25 protein-coding genes are annotated in these 21,861 nt (G+C 68.2%); 17 read left to right on the top strand and 8 right to left on the bottom strand.

Features of this window, described 5'->3' with window-relative positions; all coding sequences use genetic code 11:
- The first annotated feature begins 12 nt into the window (after positions 1-12).
- From ABD088_RS10250 to crcB, 3 genes are read left to right on the top strand one after another with little or no spacing between them, the layout of a single operon-like run.
- Positions 13-630, top strand: coding sequence for a DNA-3-methyladenine glycosylase I (locus ABD088_RS10250; RefSeq protein ID WP_343901833.1), 618 nt, complete (start codon positions 13-15; stop codon positions 628-630).
- Positions 627-1,118 (top strand): fluoride efflux transporter FluC, encoded by a 492-nt coding sequence (locus ABD088_RS10245; protein ID WP_343901832.1) that lies wholly within the window; start codon positions 627-629, stop codon positions 1,116-1,118. The genes ABD088_RS10250 and ABD088_RS10245 overlap by 4 nt, the downstream gene beginning before the upstream one ends.
- Positions 1,115-1,495, top strand: a complete 381-nt coding sequence (gene crcB / locus ABD088_RS10240; RefSeq protein ID WP_343901831.1) for a fluoride efflux transporter CrcB — start codon at positions 1,115-1,117, stop codon at positions 1,493-1,495. The genes ABD088_RS10245 and crcB overlap by 4 nt, the downstream gene beginning before the upstream one ends.
- Before the next feature lie 163 nt (positions 1,496-1,658).
- Here crcB and ABD088_RS10235 read toward each other — a convergent pair whose 3' ends face one another.
- Positions 1,659-2,978, bottom strand: a complete 1,320-nt coding sequence (locus ABD088_RS10235) for a type II toxin-antitoxin system HipA family toxin (RefSeq protein WP_343901830.1) — start codon at positions 2,976-2,978, stop codon at positions 1,659-1,661.
- The gene (locus ABD088_RS10230) at positions 2,975-3,256 is read right to left on the bottom strand and encodes a helix-turn-helix domain-containing protein (RefSeq protein ID WP_343901829.1); all 282 of its coding nucleotides are present in this window, start codon (positions 3,254-3,256) and stop codon (positions 2,975-2,977) included. Before ABD088_RS10230 ends, ABD088_RS10235 begins: the two co-directional genes overlap by 4 nt.
- 358 nt (positions 3,257-3,614) lie before the next feature.
- Between ABD088_RS10230 and ABD088_RS10225 the strand changes: the two genes are divergently transcribed.
- On the top strand, positions 3,615-3,830 hold the full coding sequence (locus ABD088_RS10225) for a hypervirulence associated TUDOR domain-containing protein (RefSeq protein WP_343901828.1): 216 nt from the start codon (positions 3,615-3,617) through the stop codon (positions 3,828-3,830).
- A 47-nt stretch (positions 3,831-3,877) separates the two neighbouring features.
- Here ABD088_RS10225 and ABD088_RS10220 read toward each other — a convergent pair whose 3' ends face one another.
- The gene (locus ABD088_RS10220) at positions 3,878-4,978 is read right to left on the bottom strand and encodes a pyridoxal-phosphate-dependent aminotransferase family protein (protein ID WP_343901827.1); all 1,101 of its coding nucleotides are present in this window, start codon (positions 4,976-4,978) and stop codon (positions 3,878-3,880) included.
- 157 nt (positions 4,979-5,135) lie between these two features.
- Here ABD088_RS10220 and ABD088_RS10215 point away from each other — a divergent pair, with 157 nt between their 5' ends.
- The 4 genes from ABD088_RS10215 (at position 5,136) to ABD088_RS10200 (ending at position 8,428) form a co-directional block, all read left to right on the top strand.
- Positions 5,136-5,345 (top strand): DUF4287 domain-containing protein, encoded by a 210-nt coding sequence (locus ABD088_RS10215; protein ID WP_343901826.1) that lies wholly within the window; start codon positions 5,136-5,138, stop codon positions 5,343-5,345.
- A 61-nt stretch (positions 5,346-5,406) separates the two neighbouring features.
- Positions 5,407-6,555 carry a type III polyketide synthase gene (locus ABD088_RS10210; RefSeq protein WP_343901825.1) on the top strand — a complete coding sequence of 383 codons (1,149 nt, stop codon included), beginning with the start codon at positions 5,407-5,409 and terminating at the stop codon, positions 6,553-6,555.
- 8 nt (positions 6,556-6,563) lie between these two features.
- Positions 6,564-7,262 carry a methyltransferase domain-containing protein gene (locus tag ABD088_RS10205; protein WP_343901824.1) on the top strand — a complete coding sequence of 233 codons (699 nt, stop codon included), beginning with the start codon at positions 6,564-6,566 and terminating at the stop codon, positions 7,260-7,262.
- Positions 7,259-8,428 (top strand): FAD-dependent oxidoreductase, encoded by a 1,170-nt coding sequence (locus ABD088_RS10200; RefSeq protein WP_343901823.1) that lies wholly within the window; start codon positions 7,259-7,261, stop codon positions 8,426-8,428. Before ABD088_RS10205 ends, ABD088_RS10200 begins: the two co-directional genes overlap by 4 nt.
- 10 nt (positions 8,429-8,438) lie before the next feature.
- On the opposite strand, the gene ABD088_RS10195 is transcribed toward ABD088_RS10200, so the two are convergent.
- Complete coding sequence (locus tag ABD088_RS10195) at positions 8,439-9,107, bottom strand: DUF488 domain-containing protein (RefSeq protein ID WP_343901822.1); 669 nt, start codon at positions 9,105-9,107, stop codon at positions 8,439-8,441.
- Between ABD088_RS10195 and kynA the strand changes: the two genes are divergently transcribed.
- The 3 genes from kynA to ABD088_RS10180 are packed head-to-tail and all read left to right on the top strand — an operon-like array spanning position 9,106 to position 12,136.
- Positions 9,106-10,026 (top strand): tryptophan 2,3-dioxygenase, encoded by a 921-nt coding sequence (gene kynA, locus ABD088_RS10190; RefSeq protein WP_343901821.1) that lies wholly within the window; start codon positions 9,106-9,108, stop codon positions 10,024-10,026. The two genes, ABD088_RS10195 and kynA, sit on opposite strands and share 2 nt — an antisense overlap.
- A 17-nt stretch (positions 10,027-10,043) precedes the next feature.
- A complete protein-coding gene (locus ABD088_RS10185; protein ID WP_343901820.1) occupies positions 10,044-11,297 on the top strand; it encodes a kynureninase in 1,254 nt (417 codons plus the stop codon).
- Positions 11,294-12,136, top strand: a complete 843-nt coding sequence (locus ABD088_RS10180) for a PaaX family transcriptional regulator (protein WP_343901819.1) — start codon at positions 11,294-11,296, stop codon at positions 12,134-12,136. Before ABD088_RS10185 ends, ABD088_RS10180 begins: the two co-directional genes overlap by 4 nt.
- Positions 12,137-12,305: 169 nt before the next feature.
- On the opposite strand, the gene ABD088_RS10175 is transcribed toward ABD088_RS10180, so the two are convergent.
- From ABD088_RS10175 to ABD088_RS10165, 3 genes are all read right to left on the bottom strand, one after another.
- Positions 12,306-13,070 carry a transglycosylase family protein gene (locus ABD088_RS10175; protein ID WP_343901818.1) on the bottom strand — a complete coding sequence of 255 codons (765 nt, stop codon included), beginning with the start codon at positions 13,068-13,070 and terminating at the stop codon, positions 12,306-12,308.
- Positions 13,071-13,490: 420 nt separating this feature from the next.
- Positions 13,491-14,978: a TIGR01777 family oxidoreductase gene (locus tag ABD088_RS10170; protein WP_343901817.1), complete on the bottom strand. Its 1,488-nt coding sequence runs from the start codon at positions 14,976-14,978 to the stop codon at positions 13,491-13,493.
- Positions 14,979-15,053: 75 nt separating this feature from the next.
- Positions 15,054-15,791 carry a M50 family metallopeptidase gene (locus ABD088_RS10165; RefSeq protein WP_343901816.1) on the bottom strand — a complete coding sequence of 246 codons (738 nt, stop codon included), beginning with the start codon at positions 15,789-15,791 and terminating at the stop codon, positions 15,054-15,056.
- A gap of 137 nt (positions 15,792-15,928) precedes the next feature.
- On the opposite strand from ABD088_RS10165, the gene ABD088_RS10160 reads away from it, so the two are divergent.
- Entirely contained in the window at positions 15,929-16,714 is a 786-nt protein-coding gene (locus tag ABD088_RS10160; protein WP_343901815.1) for an SGNH/GDSL hydrolase family protein, read from the top strand.
- A 3-nt stretch (positions 16,715-16,717) separates the two neighbouring features.
- Here the strand turns inward: ABD088_RS10160 and ABD088_RS10155 are convergent, their stop codons facing one another.
- Positions 16,718-18,124: a sugar porter family MFS transporter gene (locus tag ABD088_RS10155; RefSeq protein ID WP_343901814.1), complete on the bottom strand. Its 1,407-nt coding sequence runs from the start codon at positions 18,122-18,124 to the stop codon at positions 16,718-16,720.
- A 79-nt stretch (positions 18,125-18,203) separates the two neighbouring features.
- Here ABD088_RS10155 and ABD088_RS10150 point away from each other — a divergent pair, with 79 nt between their 5' ends.
- The 5 genes from ABD088_RS10150 (at position 18,204) to ABD088_RS10130 (ending at position 21,854) form a co-directional block, all read left to right on the top strand.
- A complete protein-coding gene (locus ABD088_RS10150; protein ID WP_343901813.1) occupies positions 18,204-18,506 on the top strand; it encodes a hypothetical protein in 303 nt (100 codons plus the stop codon).
- Positions 18,507-18,678: 172 nt separating this feature from the next.
- Positions 18,679-19,557 (top strand): TetR family transcriptional regulator C-terminal domain-containing protein, encoded by an 879-nt coding sequence (locus ABD088_RS10145; RefSeq protein WP_343901812.1) that lies wholly within the window; start codon positions 18,679-18,681, stop codon positions 19,555-19,557.
- Entirely contained in the window at positions 19,554-20,441 is an 888-nt protein-coding gene (locus ABD088_RS10140; RefSeq protein WP_343901811.1) for a beta-keto acid cleavage family enzyme, read from the top strand. The genes ABD088_RS10145 and ABD088_RS10140 overlap by 4 nt, the downstream gene beginning before the upstream one ends.
- A gap of 3 nt (positions 20,442-20,444) precedes the next feature.
- Positions 20,445-21,413 carry a 3-hydroxyacyl-CoA dehydrogenase NAD-binding domain-containing protein gene (locus tag ABD088_RS10135; protein WP_343901810.1) on the top strand — a complete coding sequence of 323 codons (969 nt, stop codon included), beginning with the start codon at positions 20,445-20,447 and terminating at the stop codon, positions 21,411-21,413.
- Complete coding sequence (locus ABD088_RS10130) at positions 21,414-21,854, top strand: thioesterase family protein (RefSeq protein WP_343901809.1); 441 nt, start codon at positions 21,414-21,416, stop codon at positions 21,852-21,854.
- Positions 21,855-21,861: the final 7 nt, after the last annotated feature.

Raw genomic sequence — 21,861 nt, 5'->3', positions numbered from 1 at the left:
AAGGCAGCGCACATGGCTACCGCAACGGACCAAGCAACACCACCGATGGGCGTCGTCCGCGGCGAGGACGGGTTGCTGCGTCCGACGTGGGCCGCCGACGGGCTGATGCGCGAGTACTACGACACCGAGTGGGGCATGCCCGTGCGCGACGAGCAGGGCCTGTTCGAACGGCTCAGCCTCGAGGCCTTCCAGTCCGGCCTGTCCTGGGCGACCATCCTGCGCAAGCGCGGGAACTTCAGGGCGGCGTTCGCCGGTTTCCACCCCGAAACCGTCGCCGCCTTCGGCGAGGACGACGTCGAACGCCTGCTGGCCGACGCCGGGATCATCCGCAACCGGGCGAAGATCCGCGCCACCATCAACAACGCCCAAGCCACCATCGACCTGCGCGCCGAGGGAGGCCTGCCCCAATTCATCTGGTCCTTCCAGCCGGACACCACCCCGGCCCCGGCCACCATGGCCGAGGTCCCCACCACCTCGCCCGAATCCACCGCCCTGTCCAAGGCGCTGCGCAAGAAGGGGTTCTCCTTCGTCGGCCCCACCACCATGTTCGCGCTCATGGAGGCCGTCGGCATCGTCGACACCCACCTGGTGGACAGCCACCGGCGCGGCACCTCGGGCGTCTGGACATGAGCGACACCGACCCGCATCCCGGCACGCCGGCGATTCCACCGCGCCAGACCCCGCGCCGGCCGCACCTGAGCCCACCGCACGTGGGGCTGGTCCTGCTCGGCGGGATCTTCGGCACCGCGGCGCGCGAAGGCCTCACGCTCGCCCTTCCCGGCATCAACGGTTTCCCCACCACCATCCTGGCGGTCAACATCGTCGGGGCGTTCCTGCTCGGATTCCTGCTGGAGGCACTGCTGCGGGCCGGGCACGACGACGGTGCCCGGCGCACGCTGCGCCTGATGCTGGGCACGGGGTTCCTGGGCGGCTTCACCACCTACAGCACCTTCGCCGTCGACGTCGTCGAGCTCTGGGGCGCTCCAGGCGGCGGCTTGACCGACCCCGGCGCCGCCGTGATCCTGGTGCTGGCGACCGTCCTGGTCGGCGCGCTGGCCTCCTGGGCGGGCATCGCGGTGGCGAGCCGGCGGCGACCCCGCACGGAGGGGACGGCATGAGCCCGCTGCTGTTCGTTGCCTTGTCCGTCGCCGGCGGTTTCGGAGCCGCGCTGCGCTTCATGGTGGACGGCCTCGTGAAGGCCCATACCCGCGTCGCGTTCCCGGTGGGGACCTGGTTGATCAACGTCTCGGGTTCCCTGGTGTTGGGCCTGCTGGCCGGGCTGGTGCTGGCGTCCGCAACGGGCGCGCCGGTGTACCTCGTCGCAGGAACCGGATTCCTCGGTGGTTACACGACGTTCAGCACGGCCAGCTTCGAGTCGGTGCGCCTGCTTCAGAAACGCCGGTACCTGGCCTCGCTCGCCAACGGGCCCGGCATGGCAGTGCTGTGTGTCGCGGCCGCAGGGCTGGGGTACTGGCTCGGCCGCCTGGCCGGATGACCGGGTGGGCATCATCCGATGGTGCCGTGCCGTGTGTCCGATGAAGAGCTGGACCGCGTGCCGCCCCCATGCCCGTCGGTGGTGACGGAGCGGCCACAGGCCCGAGGGCGAACTTATCCGGCCACACCAAGACGACCGAGCTCGCCGACGGCGACGCCGCCGGTCAGCCGTGCCGCCGGTAGTGCCCTTCGATCCGACGCCCACTCCGCCGATGCGGCCCCACCCAGGTCGTCGCCGCACCCGGCTTCCAGGAGCCGTCGACCATCGTCTGGGCGTGGCGCATGCTCTCACCTTCGAAAGCCGTTGCCATGGCATCCAAGGCACCGGGTTCCACCCCTGCCCCGACGGCCTCGACGCGCCATCCCGCGATGGCTTGGGCTACCTGACGGATACGTTCAATGGCCTCCGGTGCGGTGAGCCGGAACGTGCCACACTGCTCGACCAGCAGCCTGATGTCCTTCTGCGCGGGGTCGTCCTCCGGTGTCAGGGGCGTGTCCGAGTGGCCGAAACGTTCGGGGTTCACATCGAACGATGGTGCAAGCCTCCACCCGTTGCCGCTATGCAAGAGGCCATGGTTGCGCATGTGGTCGTCGATGTTGTTGGTCATTGCCCCGAATGCGGCCCTGGAGAACAACTCGGCAGCATCCTCGGACGGGCTGGCGGAAATGGCTGCGACACGTGTGGCGAGGGTTGCGTAGTCCGGGTGTTCGAGCGGTTCAAGGGCGAAGGCGCTCCTGAAGCTCATGTACGGGATGCGGTGATCGGCTTCACGGTCGAATCGTCTGGTCACGAAAATCGAGCTGCCAGGACCCACTGGGATGATCCGAGACGGTTGAACCCGGATGCCGGCCTTGCGCTGGAGTCTGATCGCGGTCAGCTCCCATGCCGAAACGTCCCTCGTATCGCTAGTTCGCGGGAATTTGGCCAGGTGGAGGGAACCGTCGTCCTCGCGGACCCAGGCTTTGGGTTGCGCGCCCCCGGGCGAGGAGCCAACACCCACGAGCCGGCGGACCGCTTCGTCGACTACCCCGGTGTCGATGAACCGTTGTGCGGCCTCGGCGAGCATCGGGAGTTCCTGAACCCCGGCGCTCGGAGATGCGGCAGCGAGGAAGGTGCCGTCCTGCCGGAAGCGCAGTGCGCCCTGGCGGGTCTGGTCGTCCACCTCCAGGAGCCGGTCGATCTCGGTGGGCGCGTTGAACCGGCGGCCGTTGGCTTTGGCCTGCCTCCGGAGTTCGGCGTCCACGAGGGCGCGACCCCATTGGTCCGGTGCCGCGTCGTCGAACGCCCTGAAGGTCGTCCGATGAGATGCGGGCGTGTGCGGGCCGCGCTGCAGGGGCAAGTCCGGGGAGATGGCGAACGCTCGGGGGTCCGCGAGCCAGTCATCCAGGTAGGTGAAAGTCATGGAGGACTGCTGGAAGCCGGGCCGTATGTCGATGGTGCAGGTGCCGGCCTGTTGCTCCCCCATCCATATCTCAAGGCTCACACGTCCCTCCTGCGGGCTCGTTGACGGCCCAAGAGTGGCGCGCGGAGCTTGCCCAGGTCGGTTTCAAGCGGGTCCGTGGCACCGACCAGCCGTGGGGCGAGTCCAAGCACTGATGCCGCCGACATGAAGGACGCCATCTTCACGCCCGGTTCACCGCGTTCGATACGCCGCCATGTGGGCAGGGAGATGTCGGCCCGTTCTGCCGCCAACTCTTGGCTCAGGCCAAGCAGGATGCGCCACTGGCGCACGTGCGCCCCCAATTGCTCCAGTTCTTCCATATACACCGCTCCTCTACGCCAAGTGTACATGTACATTGCATTAGCTTCGATATAGCAACGTCAGAGTATGTTTGTCTTCTCTCTGAGGACGAAACCGTCCGGCGGAGCAGGGCGGATCTGCGGCCAGCGCGAGGCCAGGCGGCTGTGCGCGTTTCGGGTTCCAGTAGATCTCCGGCACGCAGACAGTTGCCGACCACGACGGACGGTTCGAACACTTTGAGCTCACCGGCAAATGTCTCCGCGTCCCCGGCTGGTCGGCCAGGCCAAGCGGGCCCGTTCGGCTGCGCCTTCGTGCCCCTCTGAGTAGCATCGGGCACATCGGCGTGGTCCACCACCCGCCCGAACCGAGGAGGCAAAAATGTCAGCTGACTTCTCCACCGGCGACCACGTGTCGTGGGACTCCGAGGCCGGCCGCGTCTCCGGGACCATCGTCAAAAAGCATACGCAGGACGTCGAGTACAAGGGCCACATGCGCCGGTGCAGCCCGGACGAACCGCAGTACGAGATCCGCAGCGACAAGACGGACCACATCGCCATGCACCAGGGATCGGCGCTGACCCGGCTCAAGAAGTAGCCCGGCACCCGGGGGTAGACCCAGGCGCCCGGCCAGCGCCGTCGTGCTCAGCTGTTGACGGCGATGGCGTCCTTCAGCGCCGCCAGGATCAGCGCGACGGAGTCCTGGTTCGCGTTCGGGCCCATGAGCCCGATCCGCCAGACCGTGGACGCGTACTGGCCGACGCCGCCGCCGATCTCGATGGTGTAGCGCTCCAGCAGGTACTTGCGCACCGCAGCGGAGTCGACGCCTTCGGGGACCTTGACGGTGGTCAGCTGGGGCAGCCGGTAGCCGTCGGCGGCGAAGAGCTCCAGGCCCATCTCCTGCAGCCCCTCCTGCAAGGCGGTGCCGGCGGCGCGGTGGCGTTCGGTGACGGCGTCGAGTCCCTCGACGAGGATCCTGTCGATGCCCGCCTCGAGGGAGGCGACCATGCCCACGGGAGCCGTGTGGTGGTAGGTGCGCTGGCCGCCCGAACCGCCGGTGGTGTATCCGCCGAGGAGCCCGAGGTCCAGGTACCAGGACTGCGGTTTCTGCACGCGCCGGTCGAACGCGCGGTCGGAAATCGTGAACGGTGCCAGACCGGGGGCCACGCCGATGCACTTCTGCGTTCCCGCGTAGCCGACGTCGATCCCCCACTCGTCGGCCAGGACCGGCATGCCGCCGATGGAGGTGACGGCGTCGGCGATCAGCAGGGCGTCGCCCTTGATGGCACCCAGGGCCGCCATGTCGGAGAGGACGCCGGTGCTGGTTTCCGCGTGGACCGCGGCGATGACCTTCGGGTTCGGGTGGGCCGCTGCGACGCGCTCGGCGTCCACGGGGGTGCCGTACTCGTGGTCCACCCGGACGACCTCGGCGCCGACGCGGGAGGCGACCTCGCACATGCGCTCGCCAAAGAGGCCGTTGACGGCGATGACCGCGACGTCGCCGGGGTTGATGGTGTTGACGAAGGCCGCCTCCATGCCGGCCGAACCGGTGGCGCTCAGCGGAAGCGTCCGGGCATTCTCCGTGCCCCACAGGGTCCGCAGGCCGTCGCAGGTGCGGTCCATCCGGGCAATGAACTCGGGGTCCAGGTGGCCCAGCAGCGGCAGACCCAGCGCTGCTGTCGCCTCCGGGTACGGGTTGCAGGGGCCGGGTCCGAAGAGATGGCGGGTGGGGACGAACTGCTGCATGGATACTCCCTGGGTTCGTTGGAGCGGCCGGGGCCGCAGGAGGTTGGGCTTTCCACACCCACCATAAGCACGAAATGTCGCAGGGCGGAATCGATGTTTCATGATGGGGGCACATCGGACCATTGCCCCGTCCGCACGGTGGTGCTGTGATGGTGGCATGAGCGAATCCGTGAAAGGGCCGAAGTCGTACTTTCCCTCCATCGAGTCCACCTACGGCCACCCGATCGAGCACTGGATGACCGCGTTGGATGCCGTACGGGACAAGAAGCACCTGGAACAGGTCAACTGGCTCAAGACCGAACACGGCTTCGGCCACGGGCATGCCAATGCCCTGGTCCACGTCTACCGCAACGAGCGGCAACAGTAGCCGGCCCGGGTGGCCGACGACTTTCCTTTACGGCCCGGCGGCCCGGGGATACGCTCGCGACATGCCGGTCATGATCAGATCCATCCAGACAGCAGTTCCCCCCACCATCCTGCATCAGGACCAGGCCCGTGATGTCTTCGCCGCCCAGCCGGGACTGACCCGTCTGGGCCAGCGGCTCATCGCCACCTCCTTCGACTCGGCCGCCATCTCCACCCGGCACACCGCAGTGCCGGAGATGACCCTGGACGAACGCGTGGAGCACCCGGTGTTCTTCGACGCCGCTGCACGCCTGCTGTTGAGCCCCAGCACCAAGGTGCGTAATGAGGTATTCGCCCGCGAGGTGGCCCCGTTGTTCATCGAATCAGCGCGCAAGGCCCTGGCCGCAGCACCAGATCTCGCCGCGGCCGATGTCACCCATGTCATCACGGTGTCCTGCACCGGCTTCTACAACCCGGGCCCCGACTACCAGATCGTCCGTGCCCTGGGCCTGGATCCCTCCACCAAACGCTCACACTTCGGTTTCATGGGCTGCTACGCGGCATTCCCGGCCCTGCGCGCGGCCAAGAGCTTCTGCGAAGCCGAGCCGGACGCCGTCGTCCTGGTGGTGTGCGCGGAACTGTGCTCCCTGCACGTGCGCAGTTCCAACGACCCGGACACCATCATGGGTTCTGCCCTGTTCGCCGACGGGGCCGCCGCTGCCCTGGTCACCGCGCGTCCTGCCGGGCCGGAGGCCGGACCCGGCCTGCAGCTGGACTACTTCGAAACCGTGCTGACTCCGGTGGGCGAGGACGCCATGGCCTGGAACATTGGCGACGAGGGGTTCGAGATGGTGCTGGGCAGCTATGTCCCGCACATCATCGACGACCACATCGTCGGCGCCCTGGAACCCCTGCTGGCCCATGACCCCACGATCCCGGCCACCTATGCGGACATCGAGCACTGGGGCATCCATCCGGGAGGCCGCGCCATCCTGGACCGGGTCGAAAAACGACTGGGGCTGGGCGAGGAACAACTGGTCCCGGCGCGCAGGGTCCTGCACGACTACGGAAACATGTCCAGCGCCACCGTCCTGTTCGTGCTCCGGGACATCCTCGAGACCTCGGCCACGCGGGAGAGGGCCACCGGCGAGCGCGTGTGCTCCATGGCCTTCGGCCCCGGGCTGACCGTGGAAACCGCGCTGATGACGCTGGTCCCCACAACCGGCCGCTAGGCGGGCCGATGCTCCGCGCCGAGACAGCCCTGGAGGAGATGGACCGTGAGGATGCCGACCCGGTCCTGCTCCACCGGACCTACGCCCAGTTCCCGCTGGTCAACGCGATCGTCTCCGGGTGGGGCGGGCTCTACCGGGAGCTGATCCGTCCCGCACTGCCGACCCGGGGACAGGGAAGCATCCTGGATATCGGCTGCGGCGGAGGCGACATCACCGCCGCCCTGGCCCGGCGGGCACGACGTGACGGCTTCGACGTCCGCGTCACCGGCATCGACCCGGACAAGAGGGCCCACCGCTATGCGACGGCGGCCCACCGTTCCCGCGGCGCTCCCGCTCTCGAGTTCCGCCGGGCCACCAGTTCCGACCTGGTTGCCGCGGGCGAGAGCTTCGACGTCGTGCTCTCCAACCATGTGCTGCACCACCTCGGGGAGGCGGAACTGGAGGGCCTCCTCGCTGATTCCGTGGCCTTGGCCCGCGGCGTCGCGGTGCACGGGGACATCCGGCGCTCCCGGACGGCGCTGCTGCTCTTTGGTGCGGCGACGTTGCCTCTGGCGCGGACGTCTTTCATCCGCCGGGACGGACTGACGTCCATCCGCCGCAGCTACCTCCCGGAAGAGCTCCGGGCCGTGGTGCCACCCCCGTGGCAGGTGCTGGGGCGCCGCCCCTACAGGAACCTGCTGCTCTACCGTCCCGAGCCGCGGCCATGATCGATGTCCTCATCGCCGGAGGCGGCCCCTGCGGCCTGGCGTTGGCCTCCCTGCTGCTCGAGTCCGGCCTGGACGTCCGCGTGCTGGAGGCCCGCCACTGCCCCGGCACCCATTCGCGGGCCATCGGGCTGCACCCACCGGCGCTCGACGTGCTCGACGCAGCCGGCGTGGGCGAAGCAGCCGTCGCGGCAGGAGTCCGCATCCGACGCGGCCTGGGCCTGGCCGACGGGAAGATGATCGCCTCCCTGGACTTCGGGACACTGCCCGGCCGGCACCGCTACGTCCTGTCCCTTCCCCAGGCACTGACGGTGCGGATGCTGGAGGAGCGGGTCCAGGCGCTGGATGCCGACGCACTTCTGCGCGGCGCCCGCCTGGAGACGTTCAGGCAGGACGACTCGAGCGTCCGCGTTGTCTTCACCACCGGCCCTCCCCCGCACGGACCCGAAACCCCCGGCGAACGGCACACCCTGCAGGCGCGGTTCCTCATCGGCGCCGATGGGGTGAACTCCACGGTGCGCACCCTGCTCGGAGCCGCCTTCGAGGGCACCCGCTACCGCGACGAATATGTCATGGGCGACTACCCCGACAGCACCGGATTCGGCGCAGCTGCCGCGTTGCTCCTGCACCGGGAGGGAATCGTCGAGTCCTTCCCCCTGCCCGACGGTCTGCGCCGTTGGGTCGCCTGGCGCCGCCCGGACGAACGGGCCGACCTGCCAGGACTCGTCCTGCGGCGCACCGGGCATCTGGCCGACCCCGAGGCGGCCAGCCCGCCCAACATCTTCCGCTGCTCCCGACGCAGCGTGCGACGCATGGCCACCGGCCGGGTGGTCCTGATCGGCGATGCGGCACATGAGGTCAGCCCCATCGGCGGCCAGGGCATGGCGTTGGGGCTGATGGACGCGGCAGCCCTGGCACCCTTGCTCTGCCGCGCGCTCGGTGATGGCGGCGGCAACACCTTCGGCGGCGGGCTCGCTGACTTTTCATCGGCCCGTTTACGCTCGGCATCCCGCGCGGGGCGCCAGGCCCATCTGAACATGTTGCTCGGTCGCCCGTTGCCGCGCACGGCGGATGCGGTGCGCAGCCGGGGCATTTCCTCGGTGGCGGCGCATCCCGCACTGGTGGATGCGGTGGCCCATCGGTTCACGATGGTCCGCGGCTTCGACTGAAGCGCCGGGGTCAGCCTTCCTGCGACTCGTCTTCCGGCGGATAGGTGATCGTGGTGCCGTCCACCTGCGCAAACGACGTCAGGGTATGCGGCTTGGCCTGTGTGGCGCTGAAGATGTCCAGCACGTCCCAGCCGCGCACCAGCAGGGCGTCACCGACCATCGAACGGTGGCACCTCCACGGGACCGCTTCGGCACACATGATGGCCACGATGTCCTCACGGGCGCACGCCGTGAGTTCGTCCATGCCCTCCGCAAAGGAATCGGTCTGCATGTAGTCCGCGTAGCCGCGGAAGGAGGTGTTCCTCCACCCCGTGTTGGGCGAGTCCCTGGTGGTGTGCCGCAGACCGCCCAGGGCCTCGATCCTCCGGTATCCGAGCCCCTGCGCGCCCAGGTTCGCCTCCAGCTGGTCGATGCCGTATTGCGGGTTGTGCCGCGACTTGGGCACCGTACGGATGTCGATGATCCGCAGGACCCCGTGGGCCGTGAGCAGCTCGGCGAATTCGTCGATCGGATGCGTCGAGTGCCCCACGGTGTACACGGTCGAGGCTGAGGGGGCCGCTTGGCGTTGCTCCATGCTCCCCAGCATGCCAATGAACGCCGAGGTGGCGAAACCCGCGGGTTGCAGCTCGACGATTTCAAACTCTTGACGCTCGTCACGAATCAGATATTCTGGGGACATGAGCTGCCCCTATTCCACCGAACCATCCAGCACGCCCGCCGCAGGGCCCGACGCTGAAACGGGCGCCGGGGAATCGGCCGGCGTCCGTGACATCGAGGAAACCGTCCGTACCGACTTCCGCCACGAAATGTCCTACGGCGGCTACCTGGATCTGGAACGCGTCCTGCACGCCCAGCATCCGCACAGCAGCCCCGAGCACCACGATGAGATGCTCTTCATCATCCAGCACCAGACCAGCGAGCTCTGGCTGAAGCTGGTGCTCCACGAACTCACCGAGGCGCGCCGCCTCATGAACGTCGACGACCTCGGCAAGGCGCTGAAATGCCTGGCCCGCGTCAAGCACATCCAGAAGGTCCTCACCGACCAGTGGTCCGTCCTGGCGACGCTGACCCCCCGCGAGTACTCCCAGTTCCGGGGCTCCCTGGGTTCGGCGTCGGGTTTCCAGTCTTGGCAGTACCGCGCCGTGGAATTCATCCTGGGAAACAAGCACCGCGGCATGCTCAAGGTCTTCGAATCCCACCCCGAGGCCCACACCATGCTCGGCCAGCTGCTCGAGGAACCGACCGTCTACGATGCGTTCCTGGCGGCCCTGGCACGGGCGGGCTACGCGATTCCCGATGAGATCCTGCACCGCGACTTCTCGAAGCCGTGGGTGCTGCAGGAGTCGCTCATCCCGGTCTTCAAGGAGATCTACGAGTCCGAGGACACCCGCTGGACGTTCTACCAGGCCTGCGAGGACCTGGTGGATCTCGAGGACAATTTCCAGTCCTGGCGGTTCCGGCATCTGCGCACCGTCCAGCGCACCATCGGCTTCAAGCGCGGCACCGGCGGGTCCTCCGGCGTCGACTTCCTCAAACGCGCCCTGGACCTGACCTTCTTCCCCGAGCTCTACGCCGTGCGCACCGAAATCGGCAACTAGCCCGAAAGGCCCCTTGCATGAACACCTCCCCCGCATCCCTGACCGCCGCAGACCTGGACGCCGCCGACCCGCTGGCGTCCCTGCGTGGCCGTTTCCTGGTTCCCGCCCCCGATCCGGCCCATCCACTCACCGCCTACCTGGACGGCAACTCGCTGGGCCGCCCGCTGGCCGCCACGGCGGAGCGCCTGGCCACGTTCGTGCGCACCGAATGGGGCGCCGGGCTGATCCGCAGCTGGGACGAGAAGTGGATGGACGAGCCCACGGTCCTCGGGGACCGATTGGGTGAGGTGGTCCTCGGCGCAGCCCCGGGCCAGGTCCTCGTCGGGGATTCGACGTCGGTCCTGCTCTACAAGGCCCTGCGTGCCGCCCTGGACCACCAGCAGGCCGCCGATCCTGCCCGGTGCGAGATCGTCATCGACGCCGGCAACTTCCCCACCGACCGCTTCATCGTCGAGGGCATCGCCGCCGAACGTGGTGCCACGCTGCGCTGGATCACCCCGGACCCGGATGCCGGGGTGACCAGTGAAGACCTGGAACCGGTCCTCTCGGCGAGCACCGCCGTCGTGCTGCTGAGCCACGTCGCGTACCGTTCGGGCTACCTGGCCGACGCCGCGGCCATCACCGGGCGCGTGAAGCAGGCCGGCGCGCTGATGGTCTGGGATCTGTGCCATTCCGTCGGCGCGGTGCCGCTGCAGCTCGATGACTGGGGCGTGGACCTGGCGGTGGGCTGCACCTACAAGTACCTCAATGGAGGTCCCGGTTCGCCGGCGTTGGCCTATGTGCGCTCGGAGCTGCAGTCGCGCCTGCGCCAGCCGATCTGGGGGTGGATGGGTGCTGCCGACCCGTTCGGGATGACCGAGGCGTACGAGCCGGCGGGAAACATCCGCAGGTTCATCACCGGGACACCGCCGATCCTGGCGATGCAGCCGCTCCAGGACATGGTCGGGCTCATCGCCGAGGCCGGGATGGACGCCGTGCGGGCCAAATCGGTGGCACTGACCGAGCATGCCATCCGGCTGGCCGACGAGCGCCTGGCTCCACTCGGTGCCCGGCTGGCGAGCCCGCGCGAAGCGGATGCGCGCGGTTCGCACATCACCGTGGACCATGACCGCTTCGCCGAGGTCACCGCGCGCCTGTGGGAGCTCGGTGTCATTCCCGATTTCCGGCCGCCCAACGGGCTGCGCATCGGCCTGTCACCACTGAGCACCAGCTTCGCCGAGCTCGAGGCCGGGATCGACGCGATCGCGACCGCCCTGGCCGAGATGGAATGAGCGCCGTCCTCGACGACATGGACTCCCGCCCCGGGAGCACCACGTCGTTGTTGCGCACCATCGTCGGGCTCTACCTGCGCGACGCCGGAGGCTGGATGTCCTCCGCCGACCTGGTCACCCTGATGGAGGCAGTCGGGGTGTCAGCCGCGCTGACCCGCACTGCCCTGACCCGCCTGCGCAAGAAGGCAGTGCTCGACGCCGAGGCACGCGCGGGGCGCGCCGGCTACGCCGTGGGAGCGCGCGCCCGCCACATGCTCGATCGCGGGGATCGCAGGATCCACCAGCCCCGCTCCATGGGGCCCGACGATGCCTGGTGCCTGGTCTCCTTCACCATCCCCGAATCCGAACGCGGGCTGCGGCACCAGCTGCGCCGGCGATTGCATTGGATCGGGTGTGGGACGGTGGGCCCGGGACTGTGGATCTGCCCCGACTACCTGCGCCCCGAGGCCGAGGAGATCCTCGAGGACCTGGGCCTGCGCGGCGCAGCGGTGCTCTTCGTGACCTCCACCCCCCTGGTGGAGGAGCCCTTGCGTACGGTGGTCGCCGCATGGTGGGATCTGGACGAATTGGCCGGGCTGCACCGTGGCTTCCTGGCCACCCAGGAAGGTGTGGCGCTCGAACCACCTGCGGAGGGGGCGACCGCTTTTTCCGCTTATGTCCGGTGCATCGACAGCTGGCGCATCATCCCCTACGTGGATCCGGGCCTCCCGGCGGACGCCCTGCCCGCGGACTGGCCCGGGGCAGCGAGCAGCGGGCGTTTCCTGGCACTGCGCGACGCCTACCGCCCGGCGGCCCGGGAATTCGTTGCCTCCGTCACCGGAGCCGTGGCTCACTCCTGAACGCGCGTTAACGCGTCATGCCCGCACGATGGAACGTGCGGGCATGACGCGTTGACGACGTAACAGCGGCAGTCCTCCTTTGGGGGGAAAGGTGGACTGCCGCTGCCGTCATGCGGGGGCTAGGCCCCCGCAGTTTGTGGTTCCGGAGCCGGACTCCGGAGCGACCTGCTTACTTGGTCGGGATGTCGAGGACCTGGCCCACGAAGATCATGTTCGCGTCCTGCACCTCGTCGTTGTTCAGCGAGTACAGGCTCTTCCAGTTGTCGAGGCCCTTCTTCTGCGCGATCTTGGCCAGCGTGTCGCCGGACTTGACCGTGTAGTCAGCGCCCGAGTCGGTCGCCTTGACGGTGGCCACGTGCTTGCCGGTCGACTTGACCGACTGCTGCGGGGCGGCCTTCTGGACCGGAGCGGCCTTCTGGACCGGAGCCTCGGCGCGGTGCTTCGGGGCTGCCTTGTAGGTCTTCTGCGGAGCCTCGTAGGACTTCTTTTGCGTGGTCTGCTTCGGGGCCTGCTGCACCGGAGCGGACTTCTTCTCCACCGTGTTGGAGGTGGAGGCGATCGAGCCGCTCTTGCCGGAGAGTCCCAGCTTTGCGGAGCAGGCCGGCCATGCGCCCCAGCCCTGGGCAGCCAGGACCTTCTCGGCGACGGCGATCTGCTGCGACTTGCTGGCGTTCGCTGCAGAACCGGCGCCACCGAAGGCGTTCCAGGTCTGCTGGCTGAACTGCAGGCCACCGTAGTAGCCGTTGCCCGTGTTGATGGACCAGTTGCCACTGGACTCGCAGTTGGCAATGGCGTCCCAGGTGGAAGTCGAGGCGGCGGAAGCGGGAGCTGCCCCCAGGCCTGCTGCTGCGCCGGCCAATGCCAGTGCGGCTACACCGCTGGACGCGCCGATGCGGGAAATCTTCGAAAACTTCTTGCTCTGCTGCTGGATCACATTTCTCCAGGGGCCACCCGTGCGCTCTGACCGTCCCCGGCCTTCACTGCGCGATCGTCCGGCGTCGATGTCGACTCCAAGTTTTGTGGGCAGCCAGGTGGACGACCCAACAGGTACCCGGCTGCACTGTCGTTTTGCACCACCCCGAACGGAGGGGTGTTATCAAAACGTGACTTGATAACGGTAACCGCACGCTGGGGGTCTACGTCAAACCACGGTGTCCCCCAACCGGGGCTTCCACAAAAAATTGACAGACATGAACTGCGGAATTCCGGGCGTGGATCGACGTCCAGGGGCATTTCTGTGAGTCTCGCCGCAGCCCCTCACAGGTTCCAAAAGGGAGCTCCGGCCCAGATAAAACGTCTCTAGCGGCCGTGATCTTCGAACTCCATCAGCACTTTGATGCCCGTTTCGTGACCTTCAGGCGCGGCCGAGGACGTGGCTCAGCGCCGAGCGCAGGTCAGCATGGCGGAACCCGTAGCCGAGCTCCTCGACCCGATGGGACGAGACCCGCTGGTCCGTCTGGACGAGCTCCTGGGCACCTTGCCGCCCCAACAGCAGTGCTGGCCCGGCGGCCGGAACGGTCACCAGCGCCGGACGGCCCAGCACGGCGGCCAGCGTTGCTGCGTAGTCCCCGCCGTCGACCGGGTGGGGGGCCACCGCATTGACCGGCCCGGCCACCCGCTCGTCCAGGGCGGCGTGGGCGAAGATCCCCACGATGTCGTCGATGCCGATCCAGCTCTGCATCCCGGCGCCTGCCAGGCGTCCGCCCATACCGGCCATGAACAGCGGCAGCATCCGCTGCAGTGCCCCTCCGGCGGGGCTCTGCACGATCCCCGTGCGGATGGTGGCCACCCTGACCCCGGCGCTTCTGGCAGGTTCGCAGGAGGCCTCCCAGGCTGCGCAGGTTCCGGAGAGGAAGTCGGTTCCCGCGGGGCAGTCCTCCCCCAGCTCCTCCGGTGTGCCCGGCCGCCGGGCATCCGGCGAGGCGCCGTAGTAGCCGATGGCGGACGCGCTGACCAGCGCGCGTTGGCGCCCGTCGGCGGCCAGACCGGCCAGTGTCCGCGCGAGCAGGGAGGTACCGGTGGTGCGCGAGGAGACGATGCGCTGCTTGTTCGCGGCGGTGAACCGTCCCCCGATCGGGTGGCCCGCCAGATGGATCACGACGTCGCATCCCGCCAACGCCTCGGCGTCGATCCGGCCGGCGTCGGGGTCCCAGGAGATCTCGTCGGGGGCCGACGTGGTCCGGCGGACCAGCCGGAGCACCTCATGGCCGCCACCGAGCAGCAGCGCGCGCAGCTGGGTGCCGATCAGGCCCCCTGACCCGCTGATGGCGATGCGCAGCGGCTCGGGTGTCCGATGGTTGGCGTGGAAGAGCAGGTCGCCGATGAGCTGGCGTTCACGGTAGCCGAACATCCGTTCCAGTTCCGTGGCAAACCGCGCTTCACTCCACTGGGACAGGCGGCCCAGCGGCCGCGACCCCGGGGCCGGCAGGGGCAGCGCGTAGGCGACCGAGTCGCGCATGATGGTGCCCTCGCCGTCGTCCTCGAAAAGGTGGTCATGGGACCAGGAGGCGAGCGGTCCGGAGTCCATGACGTCGGTGAAACCCCGCCCCGGCACGAGGCCGACATGACGGGCATGCCACGGGATCTCGGGGCGCGCCCAGTCCGGCAGGTGCAGCGCCCCCGCGGCGGACCCCCTCACCGAACCCAGCCCGAGGCCGAGGCTGCCGGGGGCACCAATGCCCAGTACCGCCGTCGAACCGATCTCGATGCCGCGGTCCGGTTCGCGCCGGACGCTGCCGGAAAACGGGGGGCTGAGCCGCACCAGGGCTCCGGGGCGGGTGAACCACCGGAACACCTCGTCACGCGGAAAGGGCAAGCTGGTGGTGAACTCGAAATGGGCCATGTGTACCTCCGGAACCGAGGCTACGCGAGGAGGCGGGCGCGCACCACGATCCGCGCGGCCGCGTCCCCGGTCGGATCAGAGCACCGAGCCGCCCAGGGAGCCCAGCGACCAGTAGGCGCTGCCCCCGATGACGACGGCGAAACCGATCAGCCAGATCACCGACGGGACTCCCGTGGCGCGGGCCAGGATGTAGGCATCGGAGCTGTCGAGCCGGCGGCGCCGGGTGTGGACCGCGGTGACCTTGAACCAGTCCTTCACCGCCCCGACGACCAACGCGATGCCGAGGGAGACCACGATGTAGGCGGCGGCCTCGCGGCTGGTGAACAACACGAGCAGTTGCGCCAGCACGGCGCAGCCGACGGCAATGAGGACGCCGATCAGGTTGCGGATGAACAGCAGCGCGACCAACAGCAGCAGCGCCCCGATCGACAGGGCCGCACCTGCCCACCCCGAGCAGGCAGCCCAGACCATGGCGGCCCCGGCCACCGCCGGTGCCGGATACCCCCAGAATCCCGACCAGGCAGCACCTGCCCGGCCGCGGCCCACGCTCACCGTTTCGCCCGAATGGTTCAGGTTCAACCGGATCCCGCGGACCATGCGCCCGGTCATCAGCGCTGCCAGCGCATGGCCCAGCTCGTGCACGAAGGTCACGTAGAGGCCGAACCAGCGCCAGGTCGCCCACGGCACTGACAGGGCGATGGCCGCGGCGACGATGAGCACCAGGGTCAGCGCCTCGGCTTTCAGCGCCGGGCCATGGCTGAAACCGACCAGCAGCGCCTGCCACCAGGAATCGACGGAAATCTGCTTAAACATGGCTTCGAGGGTAGGGCACGGGCCTGTGAATGATGTGCAGCTGGCGAATTGTCACACGATCGTCATGTTCCTGGACGCCCGCGCGGTCCGCGGCTCCCTACGCTGGATATGTCGCATCTTCATCCAGGAGTATCACCGTGCCCGTTTCAGTACCCGCCGCCGCCCGCCCGTCCTTCATCGACCGCCTCCGTGCGCATCCCCGCCGGACCGCGGCCACCGGGCTCCTGGTGCTGGCCGTCGCCGCCGGGGCCACCTACGTCGGCGTGCAGAACCAGCAGGCGCCCCTGACCTCCGACGGGTTCCCGATGGCCCAGCCGATGACCATTGCCGCCGGCGCGCACCCGCTGCGTTTCGAGGTGGTCGGAGACTCCATCACCGCGGACCACGCCTACCCCGAGCAGGTGGGGCGACGGATCGTCGGCGAACGCTCCTGGGCGGCCTTCGCCCAACAACCGGGAACCGCCTTCGTCGGCGGCTGGGCACGCGGCGGGGCAACCACTGCGCAGATGCTCGCGGGGTTCACCCCGGTGCCGGCGGATGTGCTGGTGATGATTGCCGGAACCAACGACATCAAGGCCGGCGTCCCGTTCGAGCAGATCGGGGAAAACATGCGTTCCATCGTCGCCGCGGCCGACGTCCCCCGGGTCATCATCTCCTCGGTCCCGCCGCGCAACGAATTCAGCGAGCGGACCATCGAGTACAACGCCTGGCTGCACGACTTCGTCGCCGAGCAGGGCTGGGGCTGGATCGACGGGGCCCGCGGGCTGCGCGCCGATGACCAGCCGGGCCGCTATGCCGAGGGGCTCACCTACGACGGCACCCACCCGTCCCGGGAGGGTGCCGAGATTCTCGGTGCGGCGGTGCTCGCCGCCCTGGGCACGCAGCCGACCGCCCAGGATGCAGCGGTCACCACCCTGCCGTAGCTGCTACTGCATGGATTCGAGTTCGCGGCCCTTGGTCTCCTGGACGAACCGGAAGACGAAGAAGAAGGACAGCAGGGCGAAGAGGGCGTAGAGCCCGTAGGCCAGCACCAGGCTGATCTCCGAGAGCGTGGGGAACGTCGTGGTGATCAGGAAGTTCGCCAGCCACTGGGCTGCGGCGGCCACCGACAGGGCGACGGCGCGCATCTTGTTGGAGAACATCTCCCCCAGCAGGACCCAGACCACTGGGCCCCAGGTGGCGCCGAAGGCCACGACGAACAGGTTTGCCGCAATGAGGGCGATGACGCCCCACGGCTGCGGCAGCGACACCTGGTCGCCGGTGCCGTTGGCCTGGCTGAAGGCGATGGCCATGACACCCAGGGCGATGGTCATGCCGGCCGAGCCCCAGAGCAGCAGCGGCTTGCGTCCCACCTTGTCGACCAGGGCGATCGCGATGATGGTCACCAGGATGTTGGTGACCGAGGTGATCACGGTGATGGTGAAGGAGTCTGCCTCGGTGAAGCCCACGGAGAGCCACAGGCTGGTCGAGTAGTAGAAGATGACGTTGATGCCGACGAACTGTTGGAAGACCGAGAGCAGGATGCCGACCCAGACGATGGGCAGCAGCCAGCCCTTGCCCCCGACGAGGTTGCGCAGCCCCTGGTTCTTCTCCGTGCTGATGGTCGACTTGATCGAGGCGATCTTCTCGTCCACGTCCTCACGACTCTTCAACCCCACGACCTCGTGCAGGACCTTGGCCGCCTTGGCCAGCTGGCCGCGGGCGACGAGGTAGCGCGGGGATTCGGGGATCTGCCAGGCCAGCACCCCGTAGATGACCGCCGGGACGACGCCGGTGAGGAACATCCAGCGCCACGCCGACAGCCCCAACCATGCCTCCGCGGTGGCACCGCCGGAAGAGGTGGCGATGAAGGCGTCGGACAGCAGGGCGACGAAGATGCCGAGCACGATGGCCATCTGTTGCAGGGAGGCCAACCGGCCGCGGCTGTGGGCGGGGGCGACCTCGGCGATGTAGGCCGGCGCCAGGACCGAGGCCATGCCGACACCGAGACCGCCGATGAAACGCCAGATGATCAGGTCCACTGCGCTGAAGGCGAAGCCGGATCCGACAGCGGAGATGGTGAACAAGGCGGCGGCGACCAGCATGGCGCGGACGCGGCCTTGTTTGTCGGCGAAGGGTCCGGCGAACCAGGCGCCGACCATGGCACCGAGCAGTGCGCAGGAAACGGTGAAGCCCAGGATCACCCCGCTGAGGCCGAACTGGTCGGCGATCGCATCGACCGCGCCGTTGATGACGGCGGAGTCGAATCCGAAGAGGAACCCTCCCAAGGCGGCGACGATGGAAACCATCACCACTTTGGTGGGTGTCGAGTCATGTTCGATGGTGGCGCTCATGCCCGCCATCGTACGCCCGGCAGCCCCTCGAAAGGTAGCTGCGGAGTAGGCTGACTAGCACCAATACATCAGGAGAACCATGAGCTCGATTTCCACCGCAGCATTGACCACCGCCGGCCTCCTCGGCGGTTTCCAGACCGCCCGTTCCACCGGAAACCGCCCGCTGGGTGGCGCCGTGTTGGCCGCCGCCGGTGCGGCGGCTTTTGCCTCCTGCCAGCGTGATGCCGGTGCCGGACGCGCCGCCGCCGTGACGGCTACCTACCTGGTCGGCTTTGGTGCCTCGCACCCGCTGGCGAAGAAGATCGGGGCCTGGCCCGCCGTCAACACGGTGACCGCCGCGACCGCACTGACCGCGCTCGTGCTCGGCCGGCCCCGGCGGTAACGCGCACTCCCCCGGGCACCGGATCGTCCTCGTGGACGGTCCGGTGCTTTTTTGTGCCCGCGCCCCGGAACCGGCCGGGGCGGTGACGTCAGCCGAACCAACGCATCGCAAGTTTCCTGAATGTTAATCAGACTACTTGCCAGAATCGCAAGCCGTCCCTACAGTGGACGGCATGCCGACTCCAACCACTCCGTCCGGCCAATTACCGGACAGGGCCCGAGACGCCATCCGCGGATCCGGGCTTCCCCAGCGCCGCGTCGCTGAGTTGATCGACCTGGACGAGTCGAAGCTATCGAAGTCACTGAAGGGGACCCGGCGCTTCAACGCCGAGGAGATCACCCAATTGGCAACGGTCACCGGGGTGACGGCCAACTGGCTCCTCTCCGGGTCCGATGCCACGACCGGGGCGACCACGCCGGCCTCGGCACGGATGCTGCCTACCGTCCATCCCGAGGATCGCGAGATGGCACTCAAGCGGCGCACGATCATCGAGAAGTCGTGGTGGCTTTTCGCCGAACAGGGCTACGAATCGGTCCGCATCGCCGACATCGCCCGCGAATGCGGCATGAGTCCCGCAGCTGTCCACTACTACTTCCCGGCCAAACGGGAGATCTTCGCCGAGACACTGCGCTATTCGGTCAAATTGGCCTTCGACCGGCAGGTGGCCGAACTCCACACCGTGACCGACCCCGTGCTGCGCCTCAAACGCCTCATCCAGCTCCAGCTTCCTGCCGGAGCCGCCGGACGAGCCGAGTGGTCCATCTGGCTACAGACCTGGGCCCAAGTGGCCGTCCACCCCGAGGGGCGCGACAACCACACCCACGGCTACGGACGCTGGCGCCAAACGGTCGCCGCGATCATCGCCGAGGGCCAGGACAGTGGGGGCATCCGCTCCGGGGACCCGGAGTCGTTGGCCCTGGACGTGACGACCATGATGGACGGCCTGGGCATCAAGGTCCTCACCGGCATGCTGACTGTCGATCAGATGTATCGCCAAATCGACAGTTTCATCGACCGCACACTTGCCACCCCCGAAGGAGTCAAACCATGAACCGTAAGGTCATCGTCACCTGCGCACTGACCGGCGCCGGAGACACCACCTCCAAGAGCGAACACGTTCCCGTGACACCCGATGAGATCGCCGCCGACGCGATCGCCGCCGCCCGGGCGGGAGCCTCGGTCGTGCACATCCACGTGCGCGACCCCGAGACCAGGCAAGGGTCACGCGACACCGGGCTCTACCGCGAAGTCGTGCGCCAGATCGCCGCCTCAGATGTCGATCCTGTCATCAACCTGACCGCCGGCATGGGTGGGGACCTCGTGGTCGACCCGGGCGAACCGACCGTCCAGCTCCCCGGCACCGACCTCGTCTCCGGACTCGATCGCCTGGCCCACGTCGAGGAGCTGCGTCCGGAAATCTGCACCATCGACTGCGGCTCGCTGAACTTCGGCGAGGGCAGCCAGCTCTACGTCTCCACCCCCGACATGCTCCGTGAAGGCGCGGCGCGCATCAAGGAGCTCGGGGTGAAGCCCGAAATGGAGATCTTCGATACCGGCAACCTCTGGTTCGCCAACGTCATGGTCCAGGAGGGGCTCATCGCCCCTCCGCCGCTCTACCAGCTGTGCATGGGCATCCCCTACGGCGCACCCGTGGACCCGGCCCTGCTCCAGGCCATGGTCAACCTTCTGCCCGAGGGAGCCCAGTGGACATCCTTCGCGATCGGCCGCAACCAGCTGCCCTGGGTCGCCCAGTCCGTCCTGCTCGGCGGCCACGTCCGCGTGGGCTTGGAAGACAACCTCTACCTGTCCCAGGGCGTGAAGGCCACCAACGCCCAGCTCACCGAGCGCGCCATCTCCATCGTCAACGACCTCGGTTCCTCGGTCGCCACCCCCGATGAGGCCCGTGAGATCCTCCAAATCGAGAAGAGGGCCTGATCCATGAGCACCTACCCCAACATGCACGACGTCGACACGGTGGCCTGCGTGGGCATCGGCACCATCGGCGGCGGCTGGGCCGCCTACTTCCTGGCCCGCGGTTACCGCGTCCAGGCCTGGGACCCCTCCCCCGACGCCGCCGACAAACTCGAGGCCCTGATCGACGCCGCCTGGCCGGCATTGACCCAACTGGGCCTGGCGCCGAATGCCTCCAAGGACAACTGGAGCGTGCACGCCGAACTGGCCGATGCGGTGGCCGGCGTCGGCTTCATCCAGGAGAGCGCACCCGAGGACCTCGATCTCAAGTCCAACCTGCTGGCGCAACTCGACGCCGCAGCGGCACCCGGAGTGGTCATCGGCTCGTCCACGTCCGGCTATGGCATGTCCGAAATGAACCAGCGCGCGGCCAGTCCCGCCCGCCTGGTGGTCGGCCATCCGTTCAACCCGCCCTATCTAATCCCCCTCGTCGAGGTCGCCGGCGGGAAGGGCACCGACCCTGCCGCCGTGGCCTGGGCTTCGGAGTGGTACGACTTCATCGGTAAATCCGTGATCACCATGGACCGGGAGGTCCCGGGCTTCATCGCCAACCGGCTGCAAGAAGCCCTCTGGCGCGAGGCCCTGCACATGATCGACAACGGTGAGGCAACGGTGGAGCAGATCGATCTCGCCATCACCGACGGCCCTGGTCTGCGCTGGCCCATCCAGGGCCCCATGCTCACCTTCCACCTTGCCGGAGGCCCCGGCGGGATGGCGCACATGCTGGACCACTTCGGTCCCTCGCTGAAGTCCCCGTGGACCCGCCTGGAGGCACCGGAGCTGACGGAACGGCTGCGTGCCGATGTCATCGCCGGCTGCGATGAGGAAGCCGGCGAGCGCGGCTTCGCCGACCTGGTCGCCGAACGCGATGCCGCCATCATCGCCATCCGCAACGTCATCGGGGATCTGAAGGCGGATCCGAAGGCGGCGGTCTAGGTGGCCTGGGAACCCTTCAGGACCCCGGTGCTGCCCGAGTGGATCGACTACAACGGCCACCTGTCCGAGGCCTACTATGTGCTGGTCTTCGGCTTCGCCACCGATGCGGCCATGGACTCCCTGGGCATGGGCCCGGAGTACCGGGCGGCCACCTCCAATTCGCTCTACACGGTTGAGGCCCATGTCCGCTATCTCGCGGAAACCGGCCTAGGCGCCGAGCTGGTGGTCACGACCCTGGTGGCTGGAACCGGTATGAAGAAGCTCCACCTGTGCCACGAGATGCACGTCGATGGCCAGTTGATTGCCACCGAGGAACTCCTCGGCCTGCACGTCAACCAGGAGACCGGAAGAACGTGTGGGTTCGACGAGGACCTGATGGCCAACATCGCGGCGCGACGCCAGGAACCCCCGGAGTGGAGCGGCCGATCCGTCACCAGCTAACCGTCCG

Source organism: Arthrobacter rhombi (assembly GCF_039526245.1).
Lineage (GTDB): Bacteria > Actinomycetota > Actinomycetes > Actinomycetales > Micrococcaceae > Arthrobacter_H > Arthrobacter_H rhombi.
Note: the sequence above shows the minus strand (reverse complement) of the source record. Positions and strands in the feature narration are given on the sequence as shown.

Coding starts and splice junctions, on each gene's coding strand:
- ABD088_RS10250 (WP_343901833.1), top strand. CDS start 13: ATGGCTACCGCAACGGACCAAGCAACACCACCGATGGGCGTCGTCCGC.
- ABD088_RS10245 (WP_343901832.1), top strand. CDS start 627: ATGAGCGACACCGACCCGCATCCCGGCACGCCGGCGATTCCACCGCGC.
- crcB (WP_343901831.1), top strand. CDS start 1,115: ATGAGCCCGCTGCTGTTCGTTGCCTTGTCCGTCGCCGGCGGTTTCGGA.
- ABD088_RS10230 (WP_343901829.1), bottom strand. CDS start 3,256: ATGGAAGAACTGGAGCAATTGGGGGCGCACGTGCGCCAGTGGCGCATC.
- ABD088_RS10225 (WP_343901828.1), top strand. CDS start 3,615: ATGTCAGCTGACTTCTCCACCGGCGACCACGTGTCGTGGGACTCCGAG.
- ABD088_RS10220 (WP_343901827.1), bottom strand. CDS start 4,978: ATGCAGCAGTTCGTCCCCACCCGCCATCTCTTCGGACCCGGCCCCTGC.
- ABD088_RS10215 (WP_343901826.1), top strand. CDS start 5,136: ATGAGCGAATCCGTGAAAGGGCCGAAGTCGTACTTTCCCTCCATCGAG.
- ABD088_RS10210 (WP_343901825.1), top strand. CDS start 5,407: ATGCCGGTCATGATCAGATCCATCCAGACAGCAGTTCCCCCCACCATC.
- ABD088_RS10205 (WP_343901824.1), top strand. CDS start 6,564: ATGCTCCGCGCCGAGACAGCCCTGGAGGAGATGGACCGTGAGGATGCC.
- ABD088_RS10200 (WP_343901823.1), top strand. CDS start 7,259: ATGATCGATGTCCTCATCGCCGGAGGCGGCCCCTGCGGCCTGGCGTTG.
- kynA (WP_343901821.1), top strand. CDS start 9,106: ATGAGCTGCCCCTATTCCACCGAACCATCCAGCACGCCCGCCGCAGGG.
- ABD088_RS10195 (WP_343901822.1), bottom strand. CDS start 9,107: ATGTCCCCAGAATATCTGATTCGTGACGAGCGTCAAGAGTTTGAAATC.
- ABD088_RS10185 (WP_343901820.1), top strand. CDS start 10,044: ATGAACACCTCCCCCGCATCCCTGACCGCCGCAGACCTGGACGCCGCC.
- ABD088_RS10180 (WP_343901819.1), top strand. CDS start 11,294: ATGAGCGCCGTCCTCGACGACATGGACTCCCGCCCCGGGAGCACCACG.
- ABD088_RS10170 (WP_343901817.1), bottom strand. CDS start 14,978: ATGGCCCATTTCGAGTTCACCACCAGCTTGCCCTTTCCGCGTGACGAG.
- ABD088_RS10165 (WP_343901816.1), bottom strand. CDS start 15,791: ATGTTTAAGCAGATTTCCGTCGATTCCTGGTGGCAGGCGCTGCTGGTC.
- ABD088_RS10155 (WP_343901814.1), bottom strand. CDS start 18,124: ATGAGCGCCACCATCGAACATGACTCGACACCCACCAAAGTGGTGATG.
- ABD088_RS10150 (WP_343901813.1), top strand. CDS start 18,204: ATGAGCTCGATTTCCACCGCAGCATTGACCACCGCCGGCCTCCTCGGC.
- ABD088_RS10145 (WP_343901812.1), top strand. CDS start 18,679: ATGCCGACTCCAACCACTCCGTCCGGCCAATTACCGGACAGGGCCCGA.
- ABD088_RS10140 (WP_343901811.1), top strand. CDS start 19,554: ATGAACCGTAAGGTCATCGTCACCTGCGCACTGACCGGCGCCGGAGAC.
- ABD088_RS10135 (WP_343901810.1), top strand. CDS start 20,445: ATGAGCACCTACCCCAACATGCACGACGTCGACACGGTGGCCTGCGTG.